Source organism: Exiguobacterium sp. s152 (assembly GCF_018618335.1).
In the GTDB taxonomy this organism is placed as follows: Bacteria; Bacillota; Bacilli; order Exiguobacteriales; family Exiguobacteriaceae; genus Exiguobacterium; species Exiguobacterium chiriqhucha.
In genome coordinates this window covers 14,969-37,334 of record NZ_JACSLX010000003.1, presented here as the reverse complement: position 1 = coordinate 37,334, position 22,366 = coordinate 14,969, and the positions used below count along the sequence as shown (strand labels likewise).

Genomic DNA, 22,366 nt, shown 5'->3' with positions numbered 1-22,366 from the left:
ACGGAGTTATTACCCGCTCGACGGACCGCAGAAACGAGACGGTCAGCGCGAAGCCTCTTCTAGTATGCGTTCACAGAGCGCATGCGTCGTCAGACTATCAGCAGCGAGCACCGACTCGTTCGGTTCGCCGTTCAGTAGCTTGATGAACGCATCGATCATCGTCGTGAAGCCGCGACGCATAAGGTTCGACTCCCACGGACTCAGAGCCCGCTCGAGCATGCCGTCGCGCGTGAAGTCATACACGCGCTCGACGTCGCGGGTCACCCGCTTCAGACTCGGAGACATCACTTCCATCACTTCTTCCGTACAGCCGTTGTCGCGGTTCATGATCCCGAGCGCTTCGATCCCATCCGCCGTGAATTGAATCTGCAACTGTTTCAGCGTCTCTCCTTCATAGCGCGTCCGCACCGACAAATTCTCAACCGGTGCGAGCCCCGTCAAGTAACGGAGCGTGTCGACGACGTGGACGAAATCCTCGATAATGAACTCTCGGAGCGTCGCCGGTTGATACGTGCGATTCTTTTGAATGAGGACGAGGTTTTGGTCCGTGACTTCCTTCAAGGCCGCCGTCGCCGTCGCGAAACGACGATTGAAGCCGGTGACGAGTTCGACCCCGTTGTCTGCCGCGAGCCGCACGAGCCGCTCCGTCTCGTCGAGCGAGAACGTGACCGGCTTATCGATGAACACATGGACGCCCCGTTCGAGCACGTAGCCGACCTGGTCCGCGTGGGCCGACGTCGTCGAATGGATCAACACGCCATCCACCTCATCGAGCGGCACGTCTTGTAACGACCGGTAATGGCCGCTGAATCGGTATTTGTCGACGAGCTGCCCCGCTTTCGCCTCATCTCTCGAAACGAGATAGACGTCCACCCCTTCTAATCCGGCATAAACCGGTAAATACGCTTTTTTCGCGACATCCCCTAACCCAACAACCACGATCTTCATTTCAACATCTCTCCTCTTCGATGGACTGAACAAAACCCCATGGCGTACGCCCGGGGTCGATGGTTCACTTAATGGACGGCAAGAATCTCAAAACTCGTGATCGGCTTGCGAATCGCATCCGACACGATTTGATATAGGTCGGCGAGTTGCTCATTATCCTTTAAATCTGGCGTCCGGTCGAGCTCGACTTCACACGTTCGTGTCGTCTGTTCCTTATCTTGAAACGCATATTCAATCGTATATGTCTGCATGATATGTCTCCTCTCAAGCGATGTATACGTATGTATAGCCTGAAACGAAATGATTGAAACGCCTCGGGTGTGCGACTCAAATCGCTCGAGAGCCCCCTGTTCGACCCGTTCTCCCCCCATTGTACCATTCGTACCTAGGGCGACGCCTCCCCCATCTGTGACAAAATCTGTCTCGTTTGTCGGAAGCACGATTAAAACCGCCTCCAATCCGTTTGCTTGAAAATGTGGGCGAAGATTCCTAGAATGGACAAGTATGCATCAGAGACATAGGAGTTTTAACATGAAAAACAATCTTACTTATCTTGCCTTCCCGCTGGCCATGCTGTTGTTGGCCGGTTGCACGAACGAGACAGAACCGAATCCCGAGTCGAAGACGGAACCTCAGGAACAGGTTACCGTTGAGACGGAGCCCCCTGACCAGACCGAAACGAACGATCACTTCACGGGCTACGACTTGATTGAAGTCGAGGGTGGAGATTTGTCAGGCGACCGCGAGCATAATGTCGTCGTCGATATCGGATACGGGGAACGCGAGTACTGGGCGTTCACGAACGAGCACGGACAACTCGTGAAAGTGCTCGCCGACGAGATCGTCTTGCAAGATGATGAGCTCGAGGACGTCACGTCTTCGGGTCGCTATTATTCAGACGAGGCGAAAGTGCCTGGTGTCGAGCATCGCGACCTCGACGAAGGGCACGTCATCGCCGATTCGCTCGGCGGCGTCTCGAACGCCTTCAACATCACTCCGCAAGACAGCACGCTCAACCGCCACGGGGACCAGGCGTACATGGAGAGCGTGATCCGGAGCGCAGGCGGCGCGACCGACTTCGAGGCCATCATCACCTATCCGGATACGGAGACGCAAATCCCTTCACACTATGAGTACACATACACTGTCAAAGGAAATGTTATTACCGATTCGTTCGACAACGTGAACCCGGACGAGGTGAACGAGTCGCTCGGGCTGACCGAGAGTGCGACTGAAGCCGAGTCCGTGTCTGAAGACGGTGACGTCGCGAGCATCGATATGAATGGGAACGGCCAAGTGACGATCCAAGAAGCAAAAGATGCCGGGTTCAGCATGCCGATCACAAGCGATCATTGGCTCTATCCTTACATGCATGACAATGATGGCGACGGGATGGTCGGAGAATAAGCTATCGGGATCACCCACAACGATATGAAAGAATCATCGACGTCACGCTCTTCCTGATCAAAGGGAGAGCGTTTTTTTATGGCGCGTCGATATGAGATTGAATTGTCGGCCCTTCGATATTGTAAAACATAAAATCAAGCAAAAAAAGGACCATAGACGAGTGTCTACGATCCTTCGACCAATTGTTATTTTGAGTCAGCCGACTCAACAGGACGTCTCGGCGGACGCTTGCCGAAAAACTGGTAGTACTGTTTATAACATTCCATCCGTTATCAATCACCATCTCTTGATATCCATACGAAGTAAAATGATTGGGTTGACACCATTAATTATCCACCTAGTCTGCAATGCAGTGTGCAATGCAATATAAATACGATTCTGTGCAATATGGTTTATATAATTTAATAAAACAAATCATTATCCTGTATTATAATAGTAACTCTATACTTAAACGATGCCTTTATACATAAACGCTAAATATCTTGGGTATTCGGATTTCATGGTGGAAAAGGGCTTATAAATCACCCTTCTCCAAATTCTTAATAAGTGTGGAAAAATCGACACCAAAGTTGTCTGTAATGTCGTGATCATTCACTTCATACCAATTGAAAGTATCGTATAACATAGCTTTATTGAAAGCACTTGAATTAAATCGTGGCTTACGCTTTTTATGGAGCTTCTCATTGAAAAGGATTTTGGCTCGTAAGGCATCAAACGAGTAACCTCTACCCATTCGCTCTACCTGCCTAATAATGCTGTTAATTGACTCCGTATAAGCATTAGTGAGCCTTTTATCAAAGTAGTTGAATATTTCGACATGCCAGTTGTCTACGGCTCTCACGAGGTCTTTATATGCGTCTTTAGAGTTGCTGGACATGCAACGGTGTCTCCATTGACTATAACGAAGATGACCTTCATCTGGATCAGGAGTATCCCATATCCAGTAAAACTCTTCTTTGAGTTCATAGGCTTCTTTTAAAGCAGGAAGATTACCTAACCAAGTATCTAAGAGGAATGATTCACGTTCATTTAGATCGTGTTTACTCTTTAGAAGGATAAACCTTTCACGCATAAGGGTACGTCTTTCTTTTTGGCTCATATGGGCTTTCAAAGACTTTCTGACGTTATCTAAGGCTTGATTAGCCATTCTAACTACATGAAACTTATCTACGACAACTTTAGCGTGTGGAAGGATAGTGTTCACTGCATCTTTGTAGGGCTTCCACATATCCATTGTGACGTACTCAATGTAAGTCCTGTCACTGATTTCTGAAAGACGTTGGATGACTGTTTCCTTGTTACGGTTAGGCTTGATGTCATAAATAGTCCTGCGTTCAATATTAGTCAATACAAGCCGAGGTCTACGGATAATATGTATCTCGTCTATCCCAAGCCACTTAGGAGTTTCAAACTGGTATTCACGTTCTTTGAGTGCCACATAGTCCTTAAAAACGTTCCTAATGGTTTTCTCGTCAACACCAACGCTTTCTGCGACTTCTACAAAGGTCTTAGACATGGATTGCTCTTGAATGGACTTTAAAAGCCTTTTGGTCATACTACGCTTTTCATCTACAGATATTAGGCGTTCCCAGAAGGTAGATCCGCATTCACGACACTTGTATCGTCTACGGTTCAATTGTAAGCCCACTCGCTTTAAACGAATGGGCAAATCCATAATTAGTTGATTTCTTGAACTGTGTTTGTACAACTTGTCAAAACCACATTCAGGACAACGTTCAGGTGGTCCGACTGCTTCAACTTTAAACATCATATCGGTTTCATTTTCTTGTGGCGGTTCTATTGTTTTAATGTCTGGTAGGGATAATAAGTCTGACATATTATTCATCCTTTATTACTCTGCGGTGTTAAGGTATCAATTATAGATTTGATGTCGAAATCATCAGTGTTAAATTATTTTTGTGACCACAAATGCACTTAGAAAATCCCTTAAAGCATTAGCTGGTTCACTTGAATAGGGAGTTGTAAAAAAGTTCCCTTAGCCTGCACAACAAGATAATTTCGAAATATCTTTATCGAACGTAAGTGCAGCTAATTTTAGCCCTTCAGCCATTGTTAAATATGGTGCTAGGGTTTCTGTTAAATCTTCTATCGTTAAGCCAAATTTAACAGCTAATGATGCTGCATAGATGACATCTCCTGCATTCTCAGATACAATATGAACCCCTAATACTTTTAGTGTTTCTGCATCTGCTACTAGTTTAAATACACCGGTTGTTTCACGGTTTACAATTGCTCTTGGAACAGCATCTAAAGGTAATACAGATGTCTTCACATCATACCCTTTCTCTTTTGCTTGTTCTTCTGTTAAACCAACCGTTGCAACCGTCGGATTCGTAAACGTAACAGCAGGAACTACCGATAAATCTATTTTTTTGTTTAATCTACCAATAGCATTATCAGTAATAATTCCACCTTCATAGGCTGCTACATATACAAATTGTGGTCCTAAAGTCACATCTCCTGCTGCATAAATCTTTTCATTACTTGTTTGACCAAAATCATTGATCAGGATTTCATTATTTTTTCCAGTTTCAACACCTGCTGCACTTAAATTTAAAGAATCCGTATTTGGTTTTCTTCCAGTGGCAACAAGTAACTGATCTGATTCAATGACTTCTCTACTGCCATTTACTGTTACGTAAACCCTTTTTATCTCTCCACTTTGTTCAACACGCTCAAAAGTTGCCCCTTTGACAAGGTTTATACCCTGTTCAATTAACGCTTTTTCAACTGACTCTGAAATCTCATGATCATACTCCTTTAAAAGTCGCTCACTTCTTTGCATAAGCGTTATTTCTGAACCTAAATGATGAAATAGTTGTCCAAGCTCCATTCCAATGTATCCTGAACCAATTACAGTTAATCGTTTTGGTATTTTCTTTAACTCAAGAAGTGTTGTACTAGTTAAATAGTCCATTTTTTCAAGTCCTGAAATTTGGGGCAACGAAGGCGATGCACCTGTTGCAATTAAAAAGCGTTTTGCAGATAACTTTGCCCCATTGACCTCAACCGTACTAGCATCAACGAATTTTGCTTCACCTTTAATTAAATCAAAATTATATTCATCAATTAAATCCATATATTTTTGATTCCGAAGTTCGCTCACCAATTTATCCTTTTGCGTGATTAAACTAGCTAAATCCACTTCTCCAGCGGATGTTTGTAAACCTATAAACGGATTGTCTTTTGATAAATGATTGATTTCCCCTGCCCTAAGAAGAGTTTTTGACGGAACACAGCCAATATTCACACAGGTTCCCCCAACCGTTCCACGCTCAATCATTCCAACTTTTGCACCGTATTCTATAGCTTTAATTGCCGAAGAAAAGGCAGCAGCACCAGAACCAATAATAAGAAGGTCATAATTGTCTTCATTAATTAACGCCACGTTTTCTAGTGATGATACTTCTTCAATTTCTCCGGCTTGGTAATTTGCTTCATCAATCGCCTTTATTGCACTTTCAACCTCAATATCATCGGGCAGTTCAAATACTGCTTCACCACGACGATAACTAGACTCAATATTTTTAGCACCTATCTTTTCAAGTGCTGATTCTACGTGTTTTTCACAACCCGTACAAGTCATTCCTGAAATGTTTACCTTAAATTTATTCATAAAAAAGCTCCTTTCGTTAATTAATCTCTCATGTTAATGTTTCTATTATTGGACACGAATGTAATTGCTTTTCATCTGGACATCGTTGTTTTAAGTCGTCTAACATAGTTTCAATTCGTTTTAAATCCTCTATTTGTTTTTGCACTTCCTTTTGTTTTTTAGAAACAAATTCGAACATATCTTGACAACGAACTTCATCTTTATCTACAACACCAAGTAATTTATAAATCTCGCTTAAAGAAAAACCAAGTTCCTGTATTCGTTTAATAAACCCAACACGCTTAACGTCATCATATGAATATATCCGATAACCAGCTTCCGTTCGGTGAGGTTCTTGTAATAAATTTTTTCGCTCGTAATATCTGATCGTTTCTTTATTAACTCCACATTTATCTGCAAACTCACTAATGCGATAAATCATCTTATTTCACCCCATGAATATTATAAACCGTGTACCATAGTACACGGTCAAGTAAATTGGACTATTTTATTTTTTTCCCAAAGTATCACTCGTATGTGATTGATACTTTTATATAATATTATTGATTATCCTAACATCCCACCAGAAAATCCGATTTAAACACCAGTTGTTTTTAAACTATTAAGAAAGTAATTCCACTATATATTCCGAAGACCCATAATAATCAACTGGTATTTAAAACGCTTGACCAGGCAATCGTACGATTGCATCAAGAACACCCACTGATTCATAGTGATCGTGGATTCCAATACACCTCTAAGGCGTTCAAGCGTAAATTAGAGGCGGCAGGAATGACTCAAAGTATGTCACGGGTTGGTCGCTGTATTGATAATGGACCAATGGAATCTTTTTTCGGCACGTTAAAATGTGAAAAGTATTATTTACATAAGTATCAGACCTTTGAAGAACTTAACATTGCCATAAATGAGTACATCTATTTTTATAATCACGAAAGATACCAGAAACGATTAAACGGCCTCAGCCCTAAAGAATATAGAGCGAAAGCCGCTTAAATCACTTTTATTATTTCCACTGTCTACTTGACGGGGGGGCAGTTCAGATTATTTTTTAATAATTTATTAAACTCAAAAGGGCACTAAACGTTTCGTTCTCTGCCATGATGTATACCCCTAATCCAACAAAGACTATAGGGATAATCCATCTTCCGTATTTCTCCAAAACTTCAGAAACATGTCTGAAGGAAGCTAAACGATATCCTACAAAACACCAGACAGCAACCATTATAAAGAAGATAATAACCGTAATTACCAGTTCATTCACACTTAAAGTTGTAAAATAAGGCACATAGATGCCGATATTGTCCCCGCCATTAGCGAATGTGATGAAGGCTACACTCATAAATAGTTTGTTAAATCTCCCTGAGTTTAAACTGGAGAGGATCGCACCTTCATCTTCATCTTCACCCTTAATAAACAGTTTAATCCCTAAATAGATCGGAATTAAACCAAGCAATCCAACCCATTTTTCTGGAATCAACATGACGCCAAAAGTTCCCAAAAGACTGATCAAAACCAGCAAGGCAAAACCTAAGTATTGCCCAATGACTATATCTTTAGGGTAGATCCGGTTACTCTTTGTCTGCGCGTTCATCTTTAAACCGCCAGTCGCTCTAGCCTGTGCATTTGCCTGAGAGAACAGCAGCATCAAAACAAAAATATCATCAATATTGGTTACTAAGAAAGCCCCAATTGCGGAAATAATAGTCAAAGCCACTTTTATCAACTCCATGGTAAGTTATTAAAACATTCACACGTATGTTTGAATGTTATGAATAGGTTCTCCCCTGCTTAGTGTAAATATACGGGAAGTAGCTCCCCTATCCAGTGAAGAGCAAAATATAGCAATATCCCTACAAAAAAGAAAAGAATAACGACTCTGTCTTCAGTGGCACTAACAACAGGCAGCAAGTCAACGGTAGATATGTATAGAAATATTCCTGCTGTAATGGAAAGAGCTATCGCGAGGATGCTGCTATCTACCATAAAAAATTGTGTTAGAGACACGGCTGCGATCGCGCCTGTTATCGTTGATAGACCCAATAAGAAAGATGCTCCTATCGCCTTCTTCTTGCTTTCAAAGCTTGCAAATACGATGGAAGAAATCGTTAAACCATCCGGAATTTTATGTATTAATACAGCAATCAATACAACAAATCCTATTCTCTCGTCTATTTTGAAACTGGCTACAATAGAGACACCATCAAAAAACGTGTGAACCAGCATGCCCAATAAAGCACTAAAGGTTGTGCTTTGAGAATGAGAATGTTTATGAGTCTCTTCTCCGAAATGAAAATGGGGTGCAAGAAACTGCTGGAACAAAAAGATCAAACCAAATCCAATAACAATATATAGGGCACTGGATTCCTGAATTTCTAATGCTTCTGGTATTAAATCCATAATCGCAATAGCGAAAAGTATCCCGGCGCTCAGCGCCATTAAGCCATTTAAGCCCCTTCTAGACCAATTTTTTTTAAGAAAGATCACAAAGCCACCCAGGACATTTGCGAAAGCCGCAGTTAGGACGTAAAACAAAATGTCCATTAATTCCCCCACTCCATTAAATGAAAAGTTTAACCTGCACTTATGAAAAGTGCCGGTCTGCTGCATTCACATTATTTCTTTTTATTCAGCATGTGAATGGCGTGCCCCATCACACCTTCCGCCGCTTCCATCAATGGCTCAGGCAACGTTGGATGGGCATGGATTGTAAGGCTTAGATCTTCGGCAGTTGCTCCAGATTCAATGGCAAAAACTGCTTCAGCAATAAGCGACGATACTTCTGGTCCTACCATCTGTGCGCCTAACACCCTTTTGCTGTTCTTCTCGGCTACAATCTGCACAAAGCCATCTGCATCTGAAACAGATAATGCCCTTCCGTTCGCTTGGAATGGAAAACGGCTGGAAACCGTTTCGTATCCCTGTTCTTTTGCTTCTTTCTCTGTTAATCCTGTGTAGGCAACTTCAGGATCACTGAAGATAACAAAAGGCATGGCTTGAAAATCAATGATGCTGTTTTGTCCGCTAATCACTTCTGCAGCTACTTTTCCTTCGTAGCTAGCTTTATGGGCAAGGAGGTATCCGCCAGCACAGTCACCTATTGCATAAACATGCTCCACGTTTGTCTGGCATTTCTCATTTATCTTAATAAAACCACGCTCGTCTAATTCTACTCCGATATTTTCCAACCCAATTTTCCCTGTGTTCGGCTTTCTTCCTATAGAAACTAAGCAATAATCTCCGTTAACCACTTCTTCCTTGCCATCAACCTGTACACGAACTTTTACTTCATCCCCTGTGTTTTCTCCGCCTTGGACCAGAGCATTGGTTACAACTGTGATACCTAGTTCTTTTAGATGCCGTTTTACCACATTTGTAAGCATAGGATCGGTACCTGGAAGAATCGTGTTGGACCCTTCGAGAATGGTCACTTTTGATCCGAATTTGGCATAAGCAGTGCCCAGCTCCAAACCAATATAACCACCGCCTACCACAACTAAATGTTTTGGTACTTCCTGCAGCACCAATGCCTCAGTGGAAGAAATGATTCTTTTTTTATCAAATGGCATACTTTTTAGTTCGAAAGGCAAAGATCCTATCGCAAGGATTAAATCTTTGTAGGAATATACTTGTTCTTCGTTATTCATTTTGATTTTAGCCGTATAGGGTTTAGTAAGATAGGCTTCTCCACTGATTACCTCTACTCCATTGCCTTTCAGTAAGGTCTTAACCCCGCTGGTTAACTTATTCACGATGCCGTCTTTCCACTTTACTACTTCCGGCATATCTACTTGAACTTCACCAGAAACCTTGATGCCCATTGCACTGGCGTGTTGAATATGTTTTACCCGCTCAGACGCACTAATAAGAGCTTTTGATGGGATACACCCCCGGTTAAGGCAAACGCCCCCTAGTTCTGCTTTATCTACCAGAACCACTTTTTTCCCCAACTGGGCCGCCCGTATGGCCGCCACATAACCTCCAGATCCTGCTCCTATTACTAACAAATCGACATCTTTTGTCATTTTAGCTTCCTCCTCCGGTGATTTCAGAATGAAATAAACGAACGGTCTTTCACGAAAAAACAGAACCGTTTTCGTGCAATATGTAATCCTAAAACTGCTGTGAACCAACCTGTAACGTATACCCATTTTTAATCATTTTTAATGTAACTAACCCCCAAATTTCTATACATGGTAAGAAAAAGGGCTTTCCAGACAACCAGAAAGCCCTTTTCCCTTTTATTCCTTGACCCGCATAAGCCGCATACTATTTAACGCTACCAGAAGAGTTGCCCCCATGTCTGAAAGGATGGCAATCCAAAGTGTTAACCAGCCCGGTATGACCAATAGCAAGGCAATAAATTTAATGGCAATTGCAAAGGTGATGTTAGCTTTGATGATATTTAGGGATTTACGGCTTAGTTTCACAGTGAATGGAAGTTTTCTTAAATCATCTCCCATTAAAGCAACGTCTGCCGTTTCCAGTGCTGTATCTGTACCAGCTCCACCCATTGCAATCCCAACGGTAGAAGCTGCTAACGCAGGGGCATCATTGACACCATCTCCAATCATGGCTACTTTTCCGTACTCGGATCTCAATTGTTTAATATAGTTTAATTTGTCCTCTGGCATCAGTTCTGCCTGAATATCCGATACGCCAACATGGCCGCCGATCGCATTCGCGGTACCTTGGTTATCGCCTGTAAGCATAATGGTCTTTTTGATGCCAAGTTGATGCAATTTCTGAATAACGTCTTTACTTGATTCACGTACTTCATCCGCTACCGCAATCACAGCAAGTATTTCTTTTTCAGTTCCGACCACCATAGCTGTCTTGCCTTGGTTTTGAAGAGTAGTAACATTTTGCTCTAAGTCTTTATCGAAATCATTAGTCAATAATTCCTTAAAGAGTTTCGGGCTACCGATGTAATAAGTCGTCCCGTTTACGATACCCTTTATACCCTTTCCTGTGATAGAAGAGAAATCCTCTACCTGTACGTCAGAATAATTAATGTTCTCCGCTTCTGCTTTTTTCATAATGGCTGAAGCAAGAGGATGCTGGGAACGATATTCTAATGCAGTAATGATGGACAGCAATTCTTTTTCATTTGCCTGCTTGTTCAACACATTAAAATCAGTTACCACTGGGACACCTTTTGTTAGTGTGCCCGTTTTATCAAATGCAATGGCCTTTAAGGCACCCATTTCTTCTAGATAAATACCGCCTTTTATAAGAACGCCCTTTTTCGCTGCATTCCCGATTGCTGAAACAATGGAAATCGGAGTGGAAATAACCAATGCACAAGGACAGCCGACAACAAGAACAGCTAATCCTTGATAAATCCATGTTTCCCAACTGCCATCAAAGAATAATGGAGGGACTATAGCGACTAAAGCTGCAATGACCATAATGACTGGCGTATAATATTTCGCGAATTTTTCGACAAATGCTTGAGATGGGGCACGTTCTCCCTGTGCTTCCTCTACAAGATGAATAATTTTTGCAATCGTTGTGTCTTCTACCAGCTTAGTTATTTTTACCTCAAGCAAGCCTTCTTCATTTAAAGTACCTGCAAACACTTCATCATCAACCGTTTTCGCAACAGGAACAGACTCGCCCGTAATGGCCGCCTGGTTAACAGCCGAATAGCCGCTTACTACAGTCCCGTCCATGGCAATCTTCTGGCCGGGTTTCACGATCATAATATCACCAATGGCAATGTCATCCACATGGATCATCATTTCTTGCCCATTTCGTCTAACGAGTGCCTCTTTTGGTGCAATATCCATTAATGAACGAATGGATTGTCTTGCTTTATCCATAGAGAATCGTTCAAGAGCTTCACTAATCGCAAAGAGAATGACAACAATGGCCACTTCTCCCCATTCCCCAATGATAGCGCCACCTATAACAGCCACTGTCATAAGGGTTTTCATGTCAAACTCAAAGCGAAACAAGTTTTGCAAACCGACTTTGAAAAGCGATAATCCTCCGATCAACATGGATGCTAAAAATAATAATGTAGTAACGAGGTTCTCTTCCCCATTCACACTCTGGGACAGGTAACCGAACGCAATCAATAAGGACGCAAAGAGCAGCGTACTGTGCTTTTTATAAAATGGCACTTTATCTTCTTTCGTATCTTCTTTTACCTCTTGTGATGCTTGGCGAGCAGATTTTTCAGGTGTCACTTTGAGATTCTCAAATGCACCTGCTTTTTCTAGTTCTTCTATCGTTGCATTACCATAAACAACAATTTTAGATGCACCAAAATTTACTTTTGCATCCTCAACTCCAGATAGCTGTTTTACATTTTTTTCGAATTTACCCGCGCAGTTTGCGCAAGTAAAACCTTGTACACGATAGGCCTTCATTTCTTGTTCAGATGTTATTGCCTTTTGATCAGACATTGACATTCACTTCTTTCTTATGTTCTAGTACAATCATCATTATTTGTCTAATATGTTCATCGTCTAACGAATAAAACGCTAGTTTTCCTTCTTTTCTATATCTTACAATCCCCTGCTTATGAAGGGTCCTTAAATGATGAGAAGCATTTGCCACCGTAATACCAATAATATTTGCTATATCACACACACATAACTCTTCATCTTGACACAAAGCATAGGTAATCTTTGCCCTATTTTCATCCGCAATTGCTTTTAACATTTGGGCAACACTAACAATATCGATTGTTTTTAAATCACCTTGTATTCGATTGACCTTTTCCTCGTCATAACAAAAAATTTCACAAGTATCTTTCTTATTCACATTATCACCCCGTTGATATTCAAGTGTTAACTTGAATATAGTATATACCTTTCCTTGGTCAATATTCAAGTGAATATTTGAATGAAAAACATAAAATGATTTTTCTAATAGTAATTCCCGTTAACGAACGTTAGAAAGACATATTTGTTTATCTTTTCACAAAAAATGAAAAGGGCTTTAAATAGTCCTTTTCATTTTGTCTTAATTGTCCATTAACTCATCTTTTTATCAATGTTCGTTTTTTATATTTGATGAGTAAGCAAACGAACAGAGGTCCTTAATGATGAAATTGGATATACACGAGTCTCAAACAACTTGGATTCACAGTCAGATAAATAAAAGAATTGGTAATACTGAAACTATTCATTCAAAGAGAAAGGAAATGAATTTCACTTACTCAGCCGCACCTCAAGCTATACCTTTATTTTCCTGATGTTCCCAATAGAGCAGTTCCTCTACAGTAGAGAACACAGAAAAAATACTTACGACAGAGGAAAAACATCAAGACGTCCGAGCCGGGCACCACGGAATCAAGTGCGGCGACTATTACAGAAGGACCTGTCGATATCAAATATGGGGATTGCGAGTATTGTGCGTCCACGAATGAGCATTGTAAATTGATCCGTGTCACGTCAGACGGTCGTTAAGGTTTCAGGCGTCGAATACAGTAAGCTCGACAGGTGACATGTTATCCGTAAGGACGGCGGCGCGATTGACTTTAAAATGATCATCACATATCTAGATACGAAAACTTATATTACATCACATTACCAATACACATATACGGTCAAAAGAAATGTGGTTACCGACTCGTTCGACAAGGTCAATCCGGACGAGTTGAACGAGGCACTCACAGAAAGTGAGTTGGAATCCCCAGCCACGAACGAGCCTGCTGGTGATGAGATACGAATGGAGACGGTCAGGTGACGATTCAATAGGCGAAAGACGCCGGTTTCACGATGCCGATAATGAGCGACCATTGGCTTTATCCTTATATGCGTGATAACGACAATGACGGGATGGTCGGGGAATGATTTCAACCCAAAAATTAAAACAATGATGATTGTAAAAAAGACATTCTCCATTTCTAAGAGAATGTCTTTTTATATTCATTTACGTTTTCGATTCACTTTATCGAGCCGAATTTTCTCAATTAACGCGTGGATGATTTGCTCATCTCTTCCACCGAAATCTTTATTGAAGGGAATCCGCTCTCCTTCGAACATGAAGTAATCGAGCAGGTACGGGACTCGAGGTGTTGCGTGGCCCCACGTGTGCTCCGAGCAACGTTCCCACACCTCGGCTTCGAACTCTTTTGAATAGCGCATATGCTCGACGGCAGCCTTGACCTCCGATTTCTTCAGGACAAAATAGTCTTCAAAGACGAATTTACCGAGAAGCTCATACCACATCTCCTCGCGGACCCGTTCTTTAATCGCTTCTACATCGACTTCAACATGATACGGGGCCTCTTCTTCATTCTTGATGACATCCCTTGCTTCCCCTGTCACCGACTCCGGATGCAGCTCCCACCCTTCAGGCATCCGTTCTTTGATGAACTGTTCGAGCGCCTCCTCACTGATCCGATATCCTTTTTTACGTGACTCGAGCGGTTCTGCCTGGATCACGCCTTTTCGTACCCAGTTGCGGACCGTCTCCTTATGGCTTGTGAGCTTGTTCTTCGATAAGATTTCAAATGCCTCATCAATCGTATACATGATAAGCCTCCTTTTAACACAACGATGATTTTATTAAATAATACCATGACCATTGTATTAAAGTAAGCTGTTACTTTAATCGGTTTCAAATTGATAAGAAATTACTAAATGGATACCAAACAAAAACACCATTCCGGAGAATGGTGTACCTCTAGAAAATTGTTTTCATTTCTTAAAAAATATTTTTAATACTTATTATACTGCTTAACGAGACTTATCTCCTACTTGCGAATACGTTTGAGTAACTTTAAGTCCAGTTGACGTAGAAGCATCCCATCTCACTTTACTTGTTATTGACATATCAAATGACATTAATCCAATTCCGTTATAGCCACCGACAGTAACGTTGTATAATCCCATAGCGTTAATATCGTATCCGATTTTTTCAGCACGTGAATCAATTGCTTGCGAAGAAGCTTTGATTGCTGTCGGAAAAATACTCGACGTCCCACTAGTACTGTGCCCAGTTAATCTTAAGCCATCAGATCTTGTGGTATAGGTAGTCACAAGACCACAAGTAGAATCAGGGTACAATAACGCACGGATACTATATGCAATTTTATAAGAATATGTACCAAAACTTCGTGTTAATTGAAGACTTTGAACAGTAGCTTTATTTTGAGGAGTTTTTGCCAATTCAACTAATTCGTTTGATGTCACCACTGTAATTTCTGCTCCAGTTTTAGGAAGTGTATACGTCACTTTAGAATTCCCTCCTAAATTTTCATCATCAGCGATAGAAAAAACAGAGATTTCCTCTTCTAACAATTCGTTATATTGATTAAGAACTTCTGGGCTAGTATTTTTAATTAATGTTAATTCTTCTGAAAGTAAACCTTCATTTGATGAGAGTACAGAATAACTGAAAGATTTAGAGTTGTTTATTTTAGTCAACTTTTGATTAGTTTTGCTAGCTTTTTTCTTATCCATTATTTCTTTACTTTCTTGTGAAAATTCACTCAAGCTATCAATAAAGTAGTTTACATTTTCTTCAGCGCCAACTGATGGGATAAATAGATTAGCAGAAAGTAAAGTTGCTAAAGTTAAAGTGGAAATTTTTTTCATTTTATTCCTCTGCTTTTGAGTTATAATAAGTATTAAAGAAGCAAATAGCCTCTATTTCTTTCTTACAGAATAATATTAGAACATTATTTTCTTTTAATAAACAAATTTTAGGATTTTTTTGGATTTGATTAATAATAAATACCTTTTTTATTCATCTTTATTGCTTATATGCGTAGGATTAACAAGTAATATCCTTCTTGAAAAATTAGGTATGTTTTCAAACAGTACATTTAGCATCTTAAGTATTCCTATTGGTTCAGTTGATAATTATTTTTATCCCGGATTATTTTTATTGTTTTTGACCACGATAGGTCTGTATTTATTGCCCTTCTCATTCCTTCTTATTAAATGAGAAAAAAGCCACTATTAGTTTCACATTCTTAGTAGCAGTTATAATCTTCCCTCACATTCCATTTTAATTTTTCAGTAAGTAAATGCTGGTTAGCATTAATCTTGGCGAGTGCGTCTGCTAGTTCGTCATCACTGACCTATGAGAAGTTTAAACCCTTCGGGAAGAACTAGCGGAGAAGACTGTTGAGGTTCACATCGCTCCCCTGCTACCGTGATGAATAAGGGTCGGCGAAATAAAGTGGCATGCCAAGTGAGGACCGGATGCGCTCGTAACAGCTGAACGCCTTGCCTCAGTCCGTCGTCGCCGTCATGAATGTACCCCTCTGGGAAGACGCCATGGAACGTGTTGATCACCTCCAAAATCGAGGCCGCACTGCGGTTCGCGATTGGTAGGACGAGGTAGAACCGGTCCTTGCGCTCGATGAACGTCGCGACGCAAGCCTCCGACCTCCCGCGGCCGGTCCGAGACGGTCAGCCCGACGTTGATGCGCCCGACGATCTGTTCCGGGGACCAGGTCGCCCGCAGTTTCTCGATGATCGTCAGACGCATCATGTCGTCGAGCTTCGTCTTAGCGCCACAGTTCTCTTTCGCCCTCACATAGCGTTCCTGTGCACGTTCCGATTTTTACCCGGGGTTCCGTCTGATCTCCCGCGAGACGGTCGAGGACTGCCGCCCAAGCCCCAGATAGGTCTCTATTTCCACGCGCTCGGTTGTGGTAAGATGGGTATAGCTCATGGCGACTCCTCCGTCTGAATGTTTGCGTCGTAACTTCATTCTACACTAGGCCGCCGCTATGGGCTTTTTTTGCGTTCACGTTGGGGTATTGCACTTAATTTTATAATTCATCTAATATAAATAATGGTACGATTTACAACTTCCACTTTGAAACTATTGAATTATATTTAATCACAGAATGTCATAATTTTAAAAAAAGTATATCCATCCAAATAAATATACGCACAATAGTCAGTTGTTGAAGATACACTAAAATTTACGGATGCCGCTTGATTTAGTCCGATGCTCGCGTCCCCGTTTGTGGTAATTGTATTGTTATTATAAAAATCTCCGTTCACAATCAAAAAATTCGACCATCGTTTTGTAAATGCGTGTCTCGATTTTCCGTAACAGTTGGTTCGCTGGCACGAGTTCGTCGAACGTTACTATCTCCAATTGAGTTCGGTTGGTTTTCCGATTTTGTTGATTTCCTGATCATTCGATTCTCCTACATAACTGTTTCTATGTCCCTCATTATAAAAAAGCGATGACGTTACGAAAAAAAGGATTGATGCGTGGACCGACCAAGGGCACGGCGAGACTTCCAGGGGATCAGCAAGCAAAGGGAGGTCCAGCAGCGACAATGTCTCGATGCGGCTCCCTGTTTGTCCTCAGAAAAGCGAACTGTGCCCGGTCGGGCAAATAAAAAAGACTGCAGACAATGTGATGTCTACAATCTGAGACAGCACGGGCCGTCTTAAGAGTTCTGTAAAATCTTGATGTCGTTGACGATGTCCTCGATCGGCACGTCTTGGAATCCTTGATACGCCTTGATGATTTTCCCGTCCTGATCGACGAGATAGAACCACGTCGCGTGATCCACTTGGGTGCCTTCTGACGGTTTGCGGACGAGCGCTTTGAAGTTTTGTTGCGCAAACGCCTCAATCTCTTCTTGCGAATAGCCCGTCAAGAATTGCCAATCGGCTTTCGCCAAGTCGTAATCAGCCATGAACGCTTGAATCTTGTCCGGCGTATCGACGGTCGGGTCGACGCTGAACGACACGAATTGGACGTCTTCGACGCCTTCCTCGACGAGCGCTTCATTGAGTTTCGTCATGTTGTACGTCATCGGTGGACAGACCGTCTCACAGTTTGTGAACACGAAGTCGGCCATCCATACCTTCCCTTTCAAATCATCGAGACTGACCATCTCTTCATTTTGATTCATATAATTGAACGACTCGATCTCCCAATTGAGCGGGTCTTCAATTTCATTGCTGCACGCGGCGAGCACCGCCATCAGGCTAATCAAGCCAATGAGCATCCATTTCTTCACACGTTCCATCTCCTTCATTGTCAGTTGCGTCTCACGCGCCAGACGAGGAGCGTGATCAAAGTAAATGCCGTCAAGGCAAGGAACGGGATCGTGACGAACCCGAACCAGTTGATGTATTGCACGTTGCACGGTACGCCTTGCACGCACGGCTTGATATCGGCGAAACCGGGTACTTTTTGAACCAAATAATGGTACAGTGAAACCAGACCTCCGAGGATGGAGAGCGGCAATACATACTTCTTCACCGCTCGGTCGTCCGTGAACACGGCGACCCCGAGCAAGATGACGAGCGGATACATAAAGATGCGTTGAATCCAGCAGAGCTCACATGGCACGAACTCGCGAATCTCGCTGAAATAAAGGCTGCCGAGCGTCGCCGTGAGGGCGACGAGCCAAGCGAGATACAGACCATAACGGGTCAAGAATGAATGCTTCATGGCGTGCCTTGCTCAATCAATCGCTCAATCGTCTCGTAGTCGAACGGGTCTTCGAGCATGACGCCGTTAATCATGATCGATGGCGTGAACTGGACACCGTGCTCTTTGACAAGCCCGTCATCGAGACTCACCTGTTCGAGCACCGTCGAGTTTTCACTCAAATCGTCCTCGAGCTTCGCCACGTCGACCGATGTCGTCTCGCTCGCAATCTCTGTCAACCGCTCGACCGTGACCCATGCCTCGTCGTGCTGCTGACTCGCCGGTTGCGCGTCGTAGAGCGCCTTATGGAAATCCCAGAACGCGTCCGGGTCTTGTTCATACACCGACTCTGAAGCGAGCGATGCCAAAATCGACTCTTGTCCGTGGAACAGGACGTTGATGTAGCTGAAACTGATTTTTCCGGTGTCGATATAGTCTTCCTTCAACTTCGGATAGACCGTTTCGCCCCACTGTTTACAAGACGGGCATTTATAATCCCCGAACTCCACGACCGAGACGGGTGCGTCCGCATCGCCGAGCGTCGGCTGGCCTTCCGTCGACACGTGTTCTGTCGTCGCCGGTGCCGCCGTTTCGGCTTGTTCGGTCGGTTGATTCATCAGGACGACCACGACGGCCACCAAGGCGACCGCGAAGAGCGTCGCGATGACCAATAGTTTATTCTGTTTCATTATGTCTCACCTCTATTTATATCGATTCGTCTTTCATTATAACGAAAGCGCTATCTGTTTCCACGAAATCGACCTTGTTTTTTCTCAACTTTACTTCATGTCATGGAAAAGATGACGATGACGTCGCATCAACTCGTGAACAAGCTCAGACAATCTTCATTCAAAAAAGAGTGTCTTTCCTAGTGAAATTATGTCTCGAGTTCACTATACCTAGACGATTCTTCATCCCTCTGTGAACGCTAGAATAAAATTGACAGTTTTTGCTCGATACGATTTTACACTATTGCCGAAAAATCAGAACAGAACTCCGATAGAGTAGTTGAGGCTATTTTATCTGGAGGGAATGGATTTGGAGGAAAAGTTAGTGTTACATATCAAGATTCATCAAATGTATCAGCAAAACATGAAAGTGGCTCAAATCGCACAGCACTAAAAATATCGAGACCGACGGTATATAAGTACCTGAAGATGACATATGAAGATGCCCTACATGAATTTGACGAGAAAGCCTGTTCACGAAAGAAGAAGCTCGATGCCTACCGAGACTGGATCATTGCATGGTTGGAGGAGTATCTGCATTTGAGCAGCGCACAAGTACATGACTGGTTACTTGAAAGATATCCCGACCTGTCGGTCGGATCGAGCACGGTCAGGACATACGTGAATGAAATCCGAGAAATCTATCAGATCGAAAAGAAAAGGGTCGTCCGCCATTACGAGGCCATCCCAGAACAACCGATGGGCAAGCAAATACAGGTGGACTGGGGTGAGACCAGACAACGGACTAAAGATGGAAAAATGATAAAGCTTTATTTCATCGCGTTCTTACTTACGCACTCTCGGATGAAATATGCCGAATGGAGAGAACGACCGTTCACCACCAAGGACACCATTCACTGCCACGAAAATGCGTTCCAATTTTATGGTGGGCGCCCTTCTGAAATCGTCTACGACCAGGATCACCTCATCGCAATCAACGAGAACGCAGGTGACGTCCTATTGACCAATGAGTTTCAAGCCTACGTGAACGAACGGAAGTTCAAGATTCATTTATGTCGCAGGGCCGACCCGGAGTCGAAGGGTATGATCGAGAACGTCGTGAAGTACATCAAACGGAACTTTGCGGACAGCCGAGTGTACCGGCATATCGAGGATTGGAACCACCGTTCCATGAGATGGTTGGAGAGGACTGGAAATCATAACGTCCATCAGACAACGAAAAAAAGACCAGCTGAAGTGTTCTCCGTCGAAAAACAACACTTACAACCGGTCTTATCGCTACTCTCTTTCGAAAGTATCCGTACCGAAAGTATAGCAAGGAACGTCAGCAAGGACAACACAATCCGTTATCGCTCAAACCGTTACACCGTCCCAATCGGGACCTACTCATCGGTCAAGAAGAAGGTGGTGTTCCTCGAGGTGACCGAACAGGAACGGTTATTGATTCGCGAATCTCCCGAGGGAGAAGTGATCGCAGACCACCGGGTCAGCAAAGAGAGCGGAAAACTGATTCAAAGCCGTGACCACCTTCGGGATCGTTCCAAAGGAATCGAAGAACTGAAGCAACAGGTCCTCACCTATTTCGAGGACAGAGGGGCGGCGTCCGATTATCTGGGTAGCTCTCAAAGCGTTACCCGAGATACCGACGTGACCAGTTCAACATCATTAGGGACGTCGCGACCATGTATCCTAATCACTTAACGATAGCACTGGAAAAGTGTTCGCAAGAGAGTCTGTTCAGCGCCAACGATTTCCGGGACGTGGTCCACTATCTCGCGATCCTCGCGGACGATGGGTGTGATACAAAACCCGATACCGAACGTCCGAAGAAATCCGGGATACAGGTCGCAACGAGGCCGATCCAAGCCTACACCGACATCCTGAAAGGGGTGACGGCAAAATGAGTCAAAGCGTTTCCGAGTTACAACAGGACTTTCGGCAGCTTCGTCTCGCCGAGACGGCTGACGCCCTCCCACAGATTTTGAGAGAGGCCGAAATGGCCTCCTGGACGTATATCGAATTTCTAAGTGCCATCACGAACCATGAACGCGCAAAACGAGACGCTAAAAGTTTGGAAAGACGAATGAAGTGGGCCCGATTCCCGTTCATCAAATCCCTCTCGGAGTTCAATTTAGTGGAACAGACCGCACTAACCGCCCGACAGCTGAAGCAGTTGAAACAACTCAACTGGCTCGAACAACAGTACAACCTGATCCTCTTGGGCCCTCCGGGCGTCGGAAAGACGTTTTTGGCTGTGGGGCTGGGAATCGAGGCGGTCAACCACGGGTTCAAGGTATACTTCGTCACGATGGGCGAACTCGTCCAACTATTAAAAAGTGAAGAGTTCTCAAGCAAGTCGAAGATCCAGTTAAAAAGGTTGCGAGATTCGGACCTGGTCATCATCGATGACTTGATGTACATGGCGATGGACCAACGAGAAGCCAATCTCTTCTTCCATCTTGTCAATCACCTTTATGAGCGCAGCTCGATCATCCTGACCTCGAACAAAAGCCCCGATCAATGGGGCGAATTGATCGGGGACCAGGGCATCACGACTGCGATACTGGACCGCTTACTCCATCGCGTCGAAATCATACATAGTGATGACGACAGTCATCGGATGAGGAACCGGAAATCATTGTTTTCGGCAGAAGTGTAAAAGGCAAACGAGCAAAAAGTGTCAAATTCAACTTGACGTCTACACCCTCGCATATGACCACCCAGAAACATATCTCCACTAAAATCCTTTCTGAACAAACCCTATCCGCTTATAATGACAAAGGTCTACCTATTGTCGTTCTAAGGTTTGGTGCCATCTGTGCAGAAACGAATTCTTATGGGGTGGCGATCACATTAAACGCATGCTGAACTTCGACAATGTGACATGGGTTCACCTTGATGACTCCGTTCCTTAGGTCCATACCGATAATTTATTAGAAATGATTTACATAGTTTTATTACAAGGCATAGACGGAGAAGTCTACCACGCCATAAAACAGAATGTAGACAATCGCAATTCCCGTGTAAGATTAGCCATTGCCGCAAAAAAAGAAAATCATTGCTCCCAATTATCAAGTAAAAAGTGACCTATACATTCGATAAGATTCAAGCAATTGGATATAGACCGCGTAAAACATGCAAGCAGACGGTGGGAAAACTTCAAAAAAATCGGGAGAAGAATAAGGGTATGGTCTCATTTTTGAACACAAAAACACCATTCGCCCGATTAGTCAGGCTATTGACAAACCAAATCGCCCTTTGCGATTTGAACCGCTCCCCGTCAAGTAGACAGGGCAAATAATGAAAACCAATC

Annotated in this window: 17 protein-coding genes and 3 pseudogenes; 5 read left to right on the top strand and 15 right to left on the bottom strand. The window is 43.1% G+C overall.

Going from position 1 to position 22,366, the window contains the following annotated elements:
* Positions 1-42 precede the first annotated feature (42 nt).
* Together KNP72_RS06935 and KNP72_RS15850 are read right to left on the bottom strand one after the other, a co-directional pair.
* Complete coding sequence (locus KNP72_RS06935; RefSeq protein ID WP_214720009.1) at positions 43-948, bottom strand: Gfo/Idh/MocA family protein; 906 nt, start codon at positions 946-948, stop codon at positions 43-45.
* A 68-nt stretch (positions 949-1,016) separates the two neighbouring features.
* On the bottom strand, positions 1,017-1,388 hold the full coding sequence (locus tag KNP72_RS15850) for a hypothetical protein (RefSeq protein ID WP_251128918.1): 372 nt from the start codon (positions 1,386-1,388) through the stop codon (positions 1,017-1,019).
* Positions 1,389-1,479: 91 nt separating this feature from the next.
* Between KNP72_RS15850 and KNP72_RS06925 the strand changes: the two genes are divergently transcribed.
* Positions 1,480-2,355, top strand: coding sequence for a DNA/RNA non-specific endonuclease (locus KNP72_RS06925; protein WP_214707710.1), 876 nt, complete (start codon positions 1,480-1,482; stop codon positions 2,353-2,355).
* Between the two features lie 514 nt (positions 2,356-2,869).
* Here the strand turns inward: KNP72_RS06925 and KNP72_RS06920 are convergent.
* From KNP72_RS06920 to merR, 3 genes are all read right to left on the bottom strand, one after another.
* The gene (locus tag KNP72_RS06920; protein WP_214720008.1) at positions 2,870-4,192 is read right to left on the bottom strand and encodes an ISL3 family transposase; all 1,323 of its coding nucleotides are present in this window, start codon (positions 4,190-4,192) and stop codon (positions 2,870-2,872) included.
* 159 nt (positions 4,193-4,351) lie between these two features.
* On the bottom strand, positions 4,352-5,992 hold the full coding sequence (gene merA / locus KNP72_RS06915; RefSeq protein ID WP_214720007.1) for a mercury(II) reductase: 1,641 nt from the start codon (positions 5,990-5,992) through the stop codon (positions 4,352-4,354).
* Positions 5,993-6,020: 28 nt separating this feature from the next.
* Complete coding sequence (merR, locus tag KNP72_RS06910) at positions 6,021-6,413, bottom strand: mercury resistance transcriptional regulator MerR (protein WP_001863748.1); 393 nt, start codon at positions 6,411-6,413, stop codon at positions 6,021-6,023.
* A 188-nt stretch (positions 6,414-6,601) separates the two neighbouring features.
* Here merR and KNP72_RS06905 point away from each other — a divergent pair.
* Positions 6,602-6,985: pseudogene (locus KNP72_RS06905) on the top strand (transposase); the annotation flags it as partial.
* 55 nt (positions 6,986-7,040) lie between these two features.
* On the opposite strand, the gene KNP72_RS06900 reads toward KNP72_RS06905, so the two are convergent.
* From KNP72_RS06900 to cadC, 5 genes are all read right to left on the bottom strand, one after another.
* The gene (locus tag KNP72_RS06900; protein ID WP_029336146.1) at positions 7,041-7,721 is read right to left on the bottom strand and encodes a CadD family cadmium resistance transporter; all 681 of its coding nucleotides are present in this window, start codon (positions 7,719-7,721) and stop codon (positions 7,041-7,043) included.
* 59 nt (positions 7,722-7,780) lie between these two features.
* On the bottom strand, positions 7,781-8,599 hold the full coding sequence (locus tag KNP72_RS06895; RefSeq protein WP_251024846.1) for a ZIP family metal transporter: 819 nt from the start codon (positions 8,597-8,599) through the stop codon (positions 7,781-7,783).
* 5 nt (positions 8,600-8,604) lie between these two features.
* Positions 8,605-10,014 (bottom strand): dihydrolipoyl dehydrogenase, encoded by a 1,410-nt coding sequence (lpdA, locus tag KNP72_RS06890; RefSeq protein WP_029336149.1) that lies wholly within the window; start codon positions 10,012-10,014, stop codon positions 8,605-8,607.
* 216 nt (positions 10,015-10,230) lie between these two features.
* Positions 10,231-12,402: a heavy metal translocating P-type ATPase gene (locus KNP72_RS06885; protein WP_214704254.1), complete on the bottom strand. Its 2,172-nt coding sequence runs from the start codon at positions 12,400-12,402 to the stop codon at positions 10,231-10,233.
* On the bottom strand, positions 12,395-12,763 hold the full coding sequence (gene cadC / locus KNP72_RS06880) for a Cd(II)-sensing metalloregulatory transcriptional repressor CadC (protein ID WP_003322301.1): 369 nt from the start codon (positions 12,761-12,763) through the stop codon (positions 12,395-12,397). The genes KNP72_RS06885 and cadC overlap by 8 nt, the downstream gene beginning before the upstream one ends.
* Positions 12,764-13,323: 560 nt before the next feature.
* Between cadC and KNP72_RS15845 the strand changes: the two are divergent.
* Positions 13,324-13,797: pseudogene (locus tag KNP72_RS15845) on the top strand (DNA/RNA non-specific endonuclease); the annotation flags it as partial.
* Between the two features lie 75 nt (positions 13,798-13,872).
* On the opposite strand, the gene KNP72_RS06875 reads toward KNP72_RS15845, so the two are convergent.
* The 5 genes from KNP72_RS06875 to KNP72_RS06855 form a co-directional block, all read right to left on the bottom strand.
* A complete protein-coding gene (locus KNP72_RS06875; protein WP_214689682.1) occupies positions 13,873-14,481 on the bottom strand; it encodes a helix-turn-helix domain-containing protein in 609 nt (202 codons plus the stop codon).
* 204 nt (positions 14,482-14,685) lie between these two features.
* Complete coding sequence (locus KNP72_RS06870) at positions 14,686-15,546, bottom strand: hypothetical protein (protein ID WP_214720005.1); 861 nt, start codon at positions 15,544-15,546, stop codon at positions 14,686-14,688.
* Between the two features lie 1,823 nt (positions 15,547-17,369).
* The gene (locus KNP72_RS06865; RefSeq protein WP_214689690.1) at positions 17,370-17,957 is read right to left on the bottom strand and encodes an SCO family protein; all 588 of its coding nucleotides are present in this window, start codon (positions 17,955-17,957) and stop codon (positions 17,370-17,372) included.
* Between the two features lie 11 nt (positions 17,958-17,968).
* Positions 17,969-18,385: a disulfide oxidoreductase gene (locus KNP72_RS06860; protein ID WP_214704245.1), complete on the bottom strand. Its 417-nt coding sequence runs from the start codon at positions 18,383-18,385 to the stop codon at positions 17,969-17,971.
* On the bottom strand, positions 18,382-19,053 hold the full coding sequence (locus KNP72_RS06855; RefSeq protein WP_214689672.1) for a DsbA family protein: 672 nt from the start codon (positions 19,051-19,053) through the stop codon (positions 18,382-18,384). Before KNP72_RS06855 ends, KNP72_RS06860 begins: the two co-directional genes overlap by 4 nt.
* A gap of 364 nt (positions 19,054-19,417) precedes the next feature.
* Here KNP72_RS06855 and istA point away from each other — a divergent pair.
* Together istA and istB are read left to right on the top strand one after the other, a co-directional pair.
* Positions 19,418-20,957 (top strand): annotated as a pseudogene (gene istA / locus KNP72_RS06850) (IS21 family transposase).
* On the top strand, positions 20,954-21,712 hold the full coding sequence (istB, locus tag KNP72_RS06845) for an IS21-like element helper ATPase IstB (protein WP_214719578.1): 759 nt from the start codon (positions 20,954-20,956) through the stop codon (positions 21,710-21,712). Before istA ends, istB begins: the two are co-directional and overlap by 4 nt.
* Positions 21,713-22,366 lie beyond the last annotated feature (654 nt).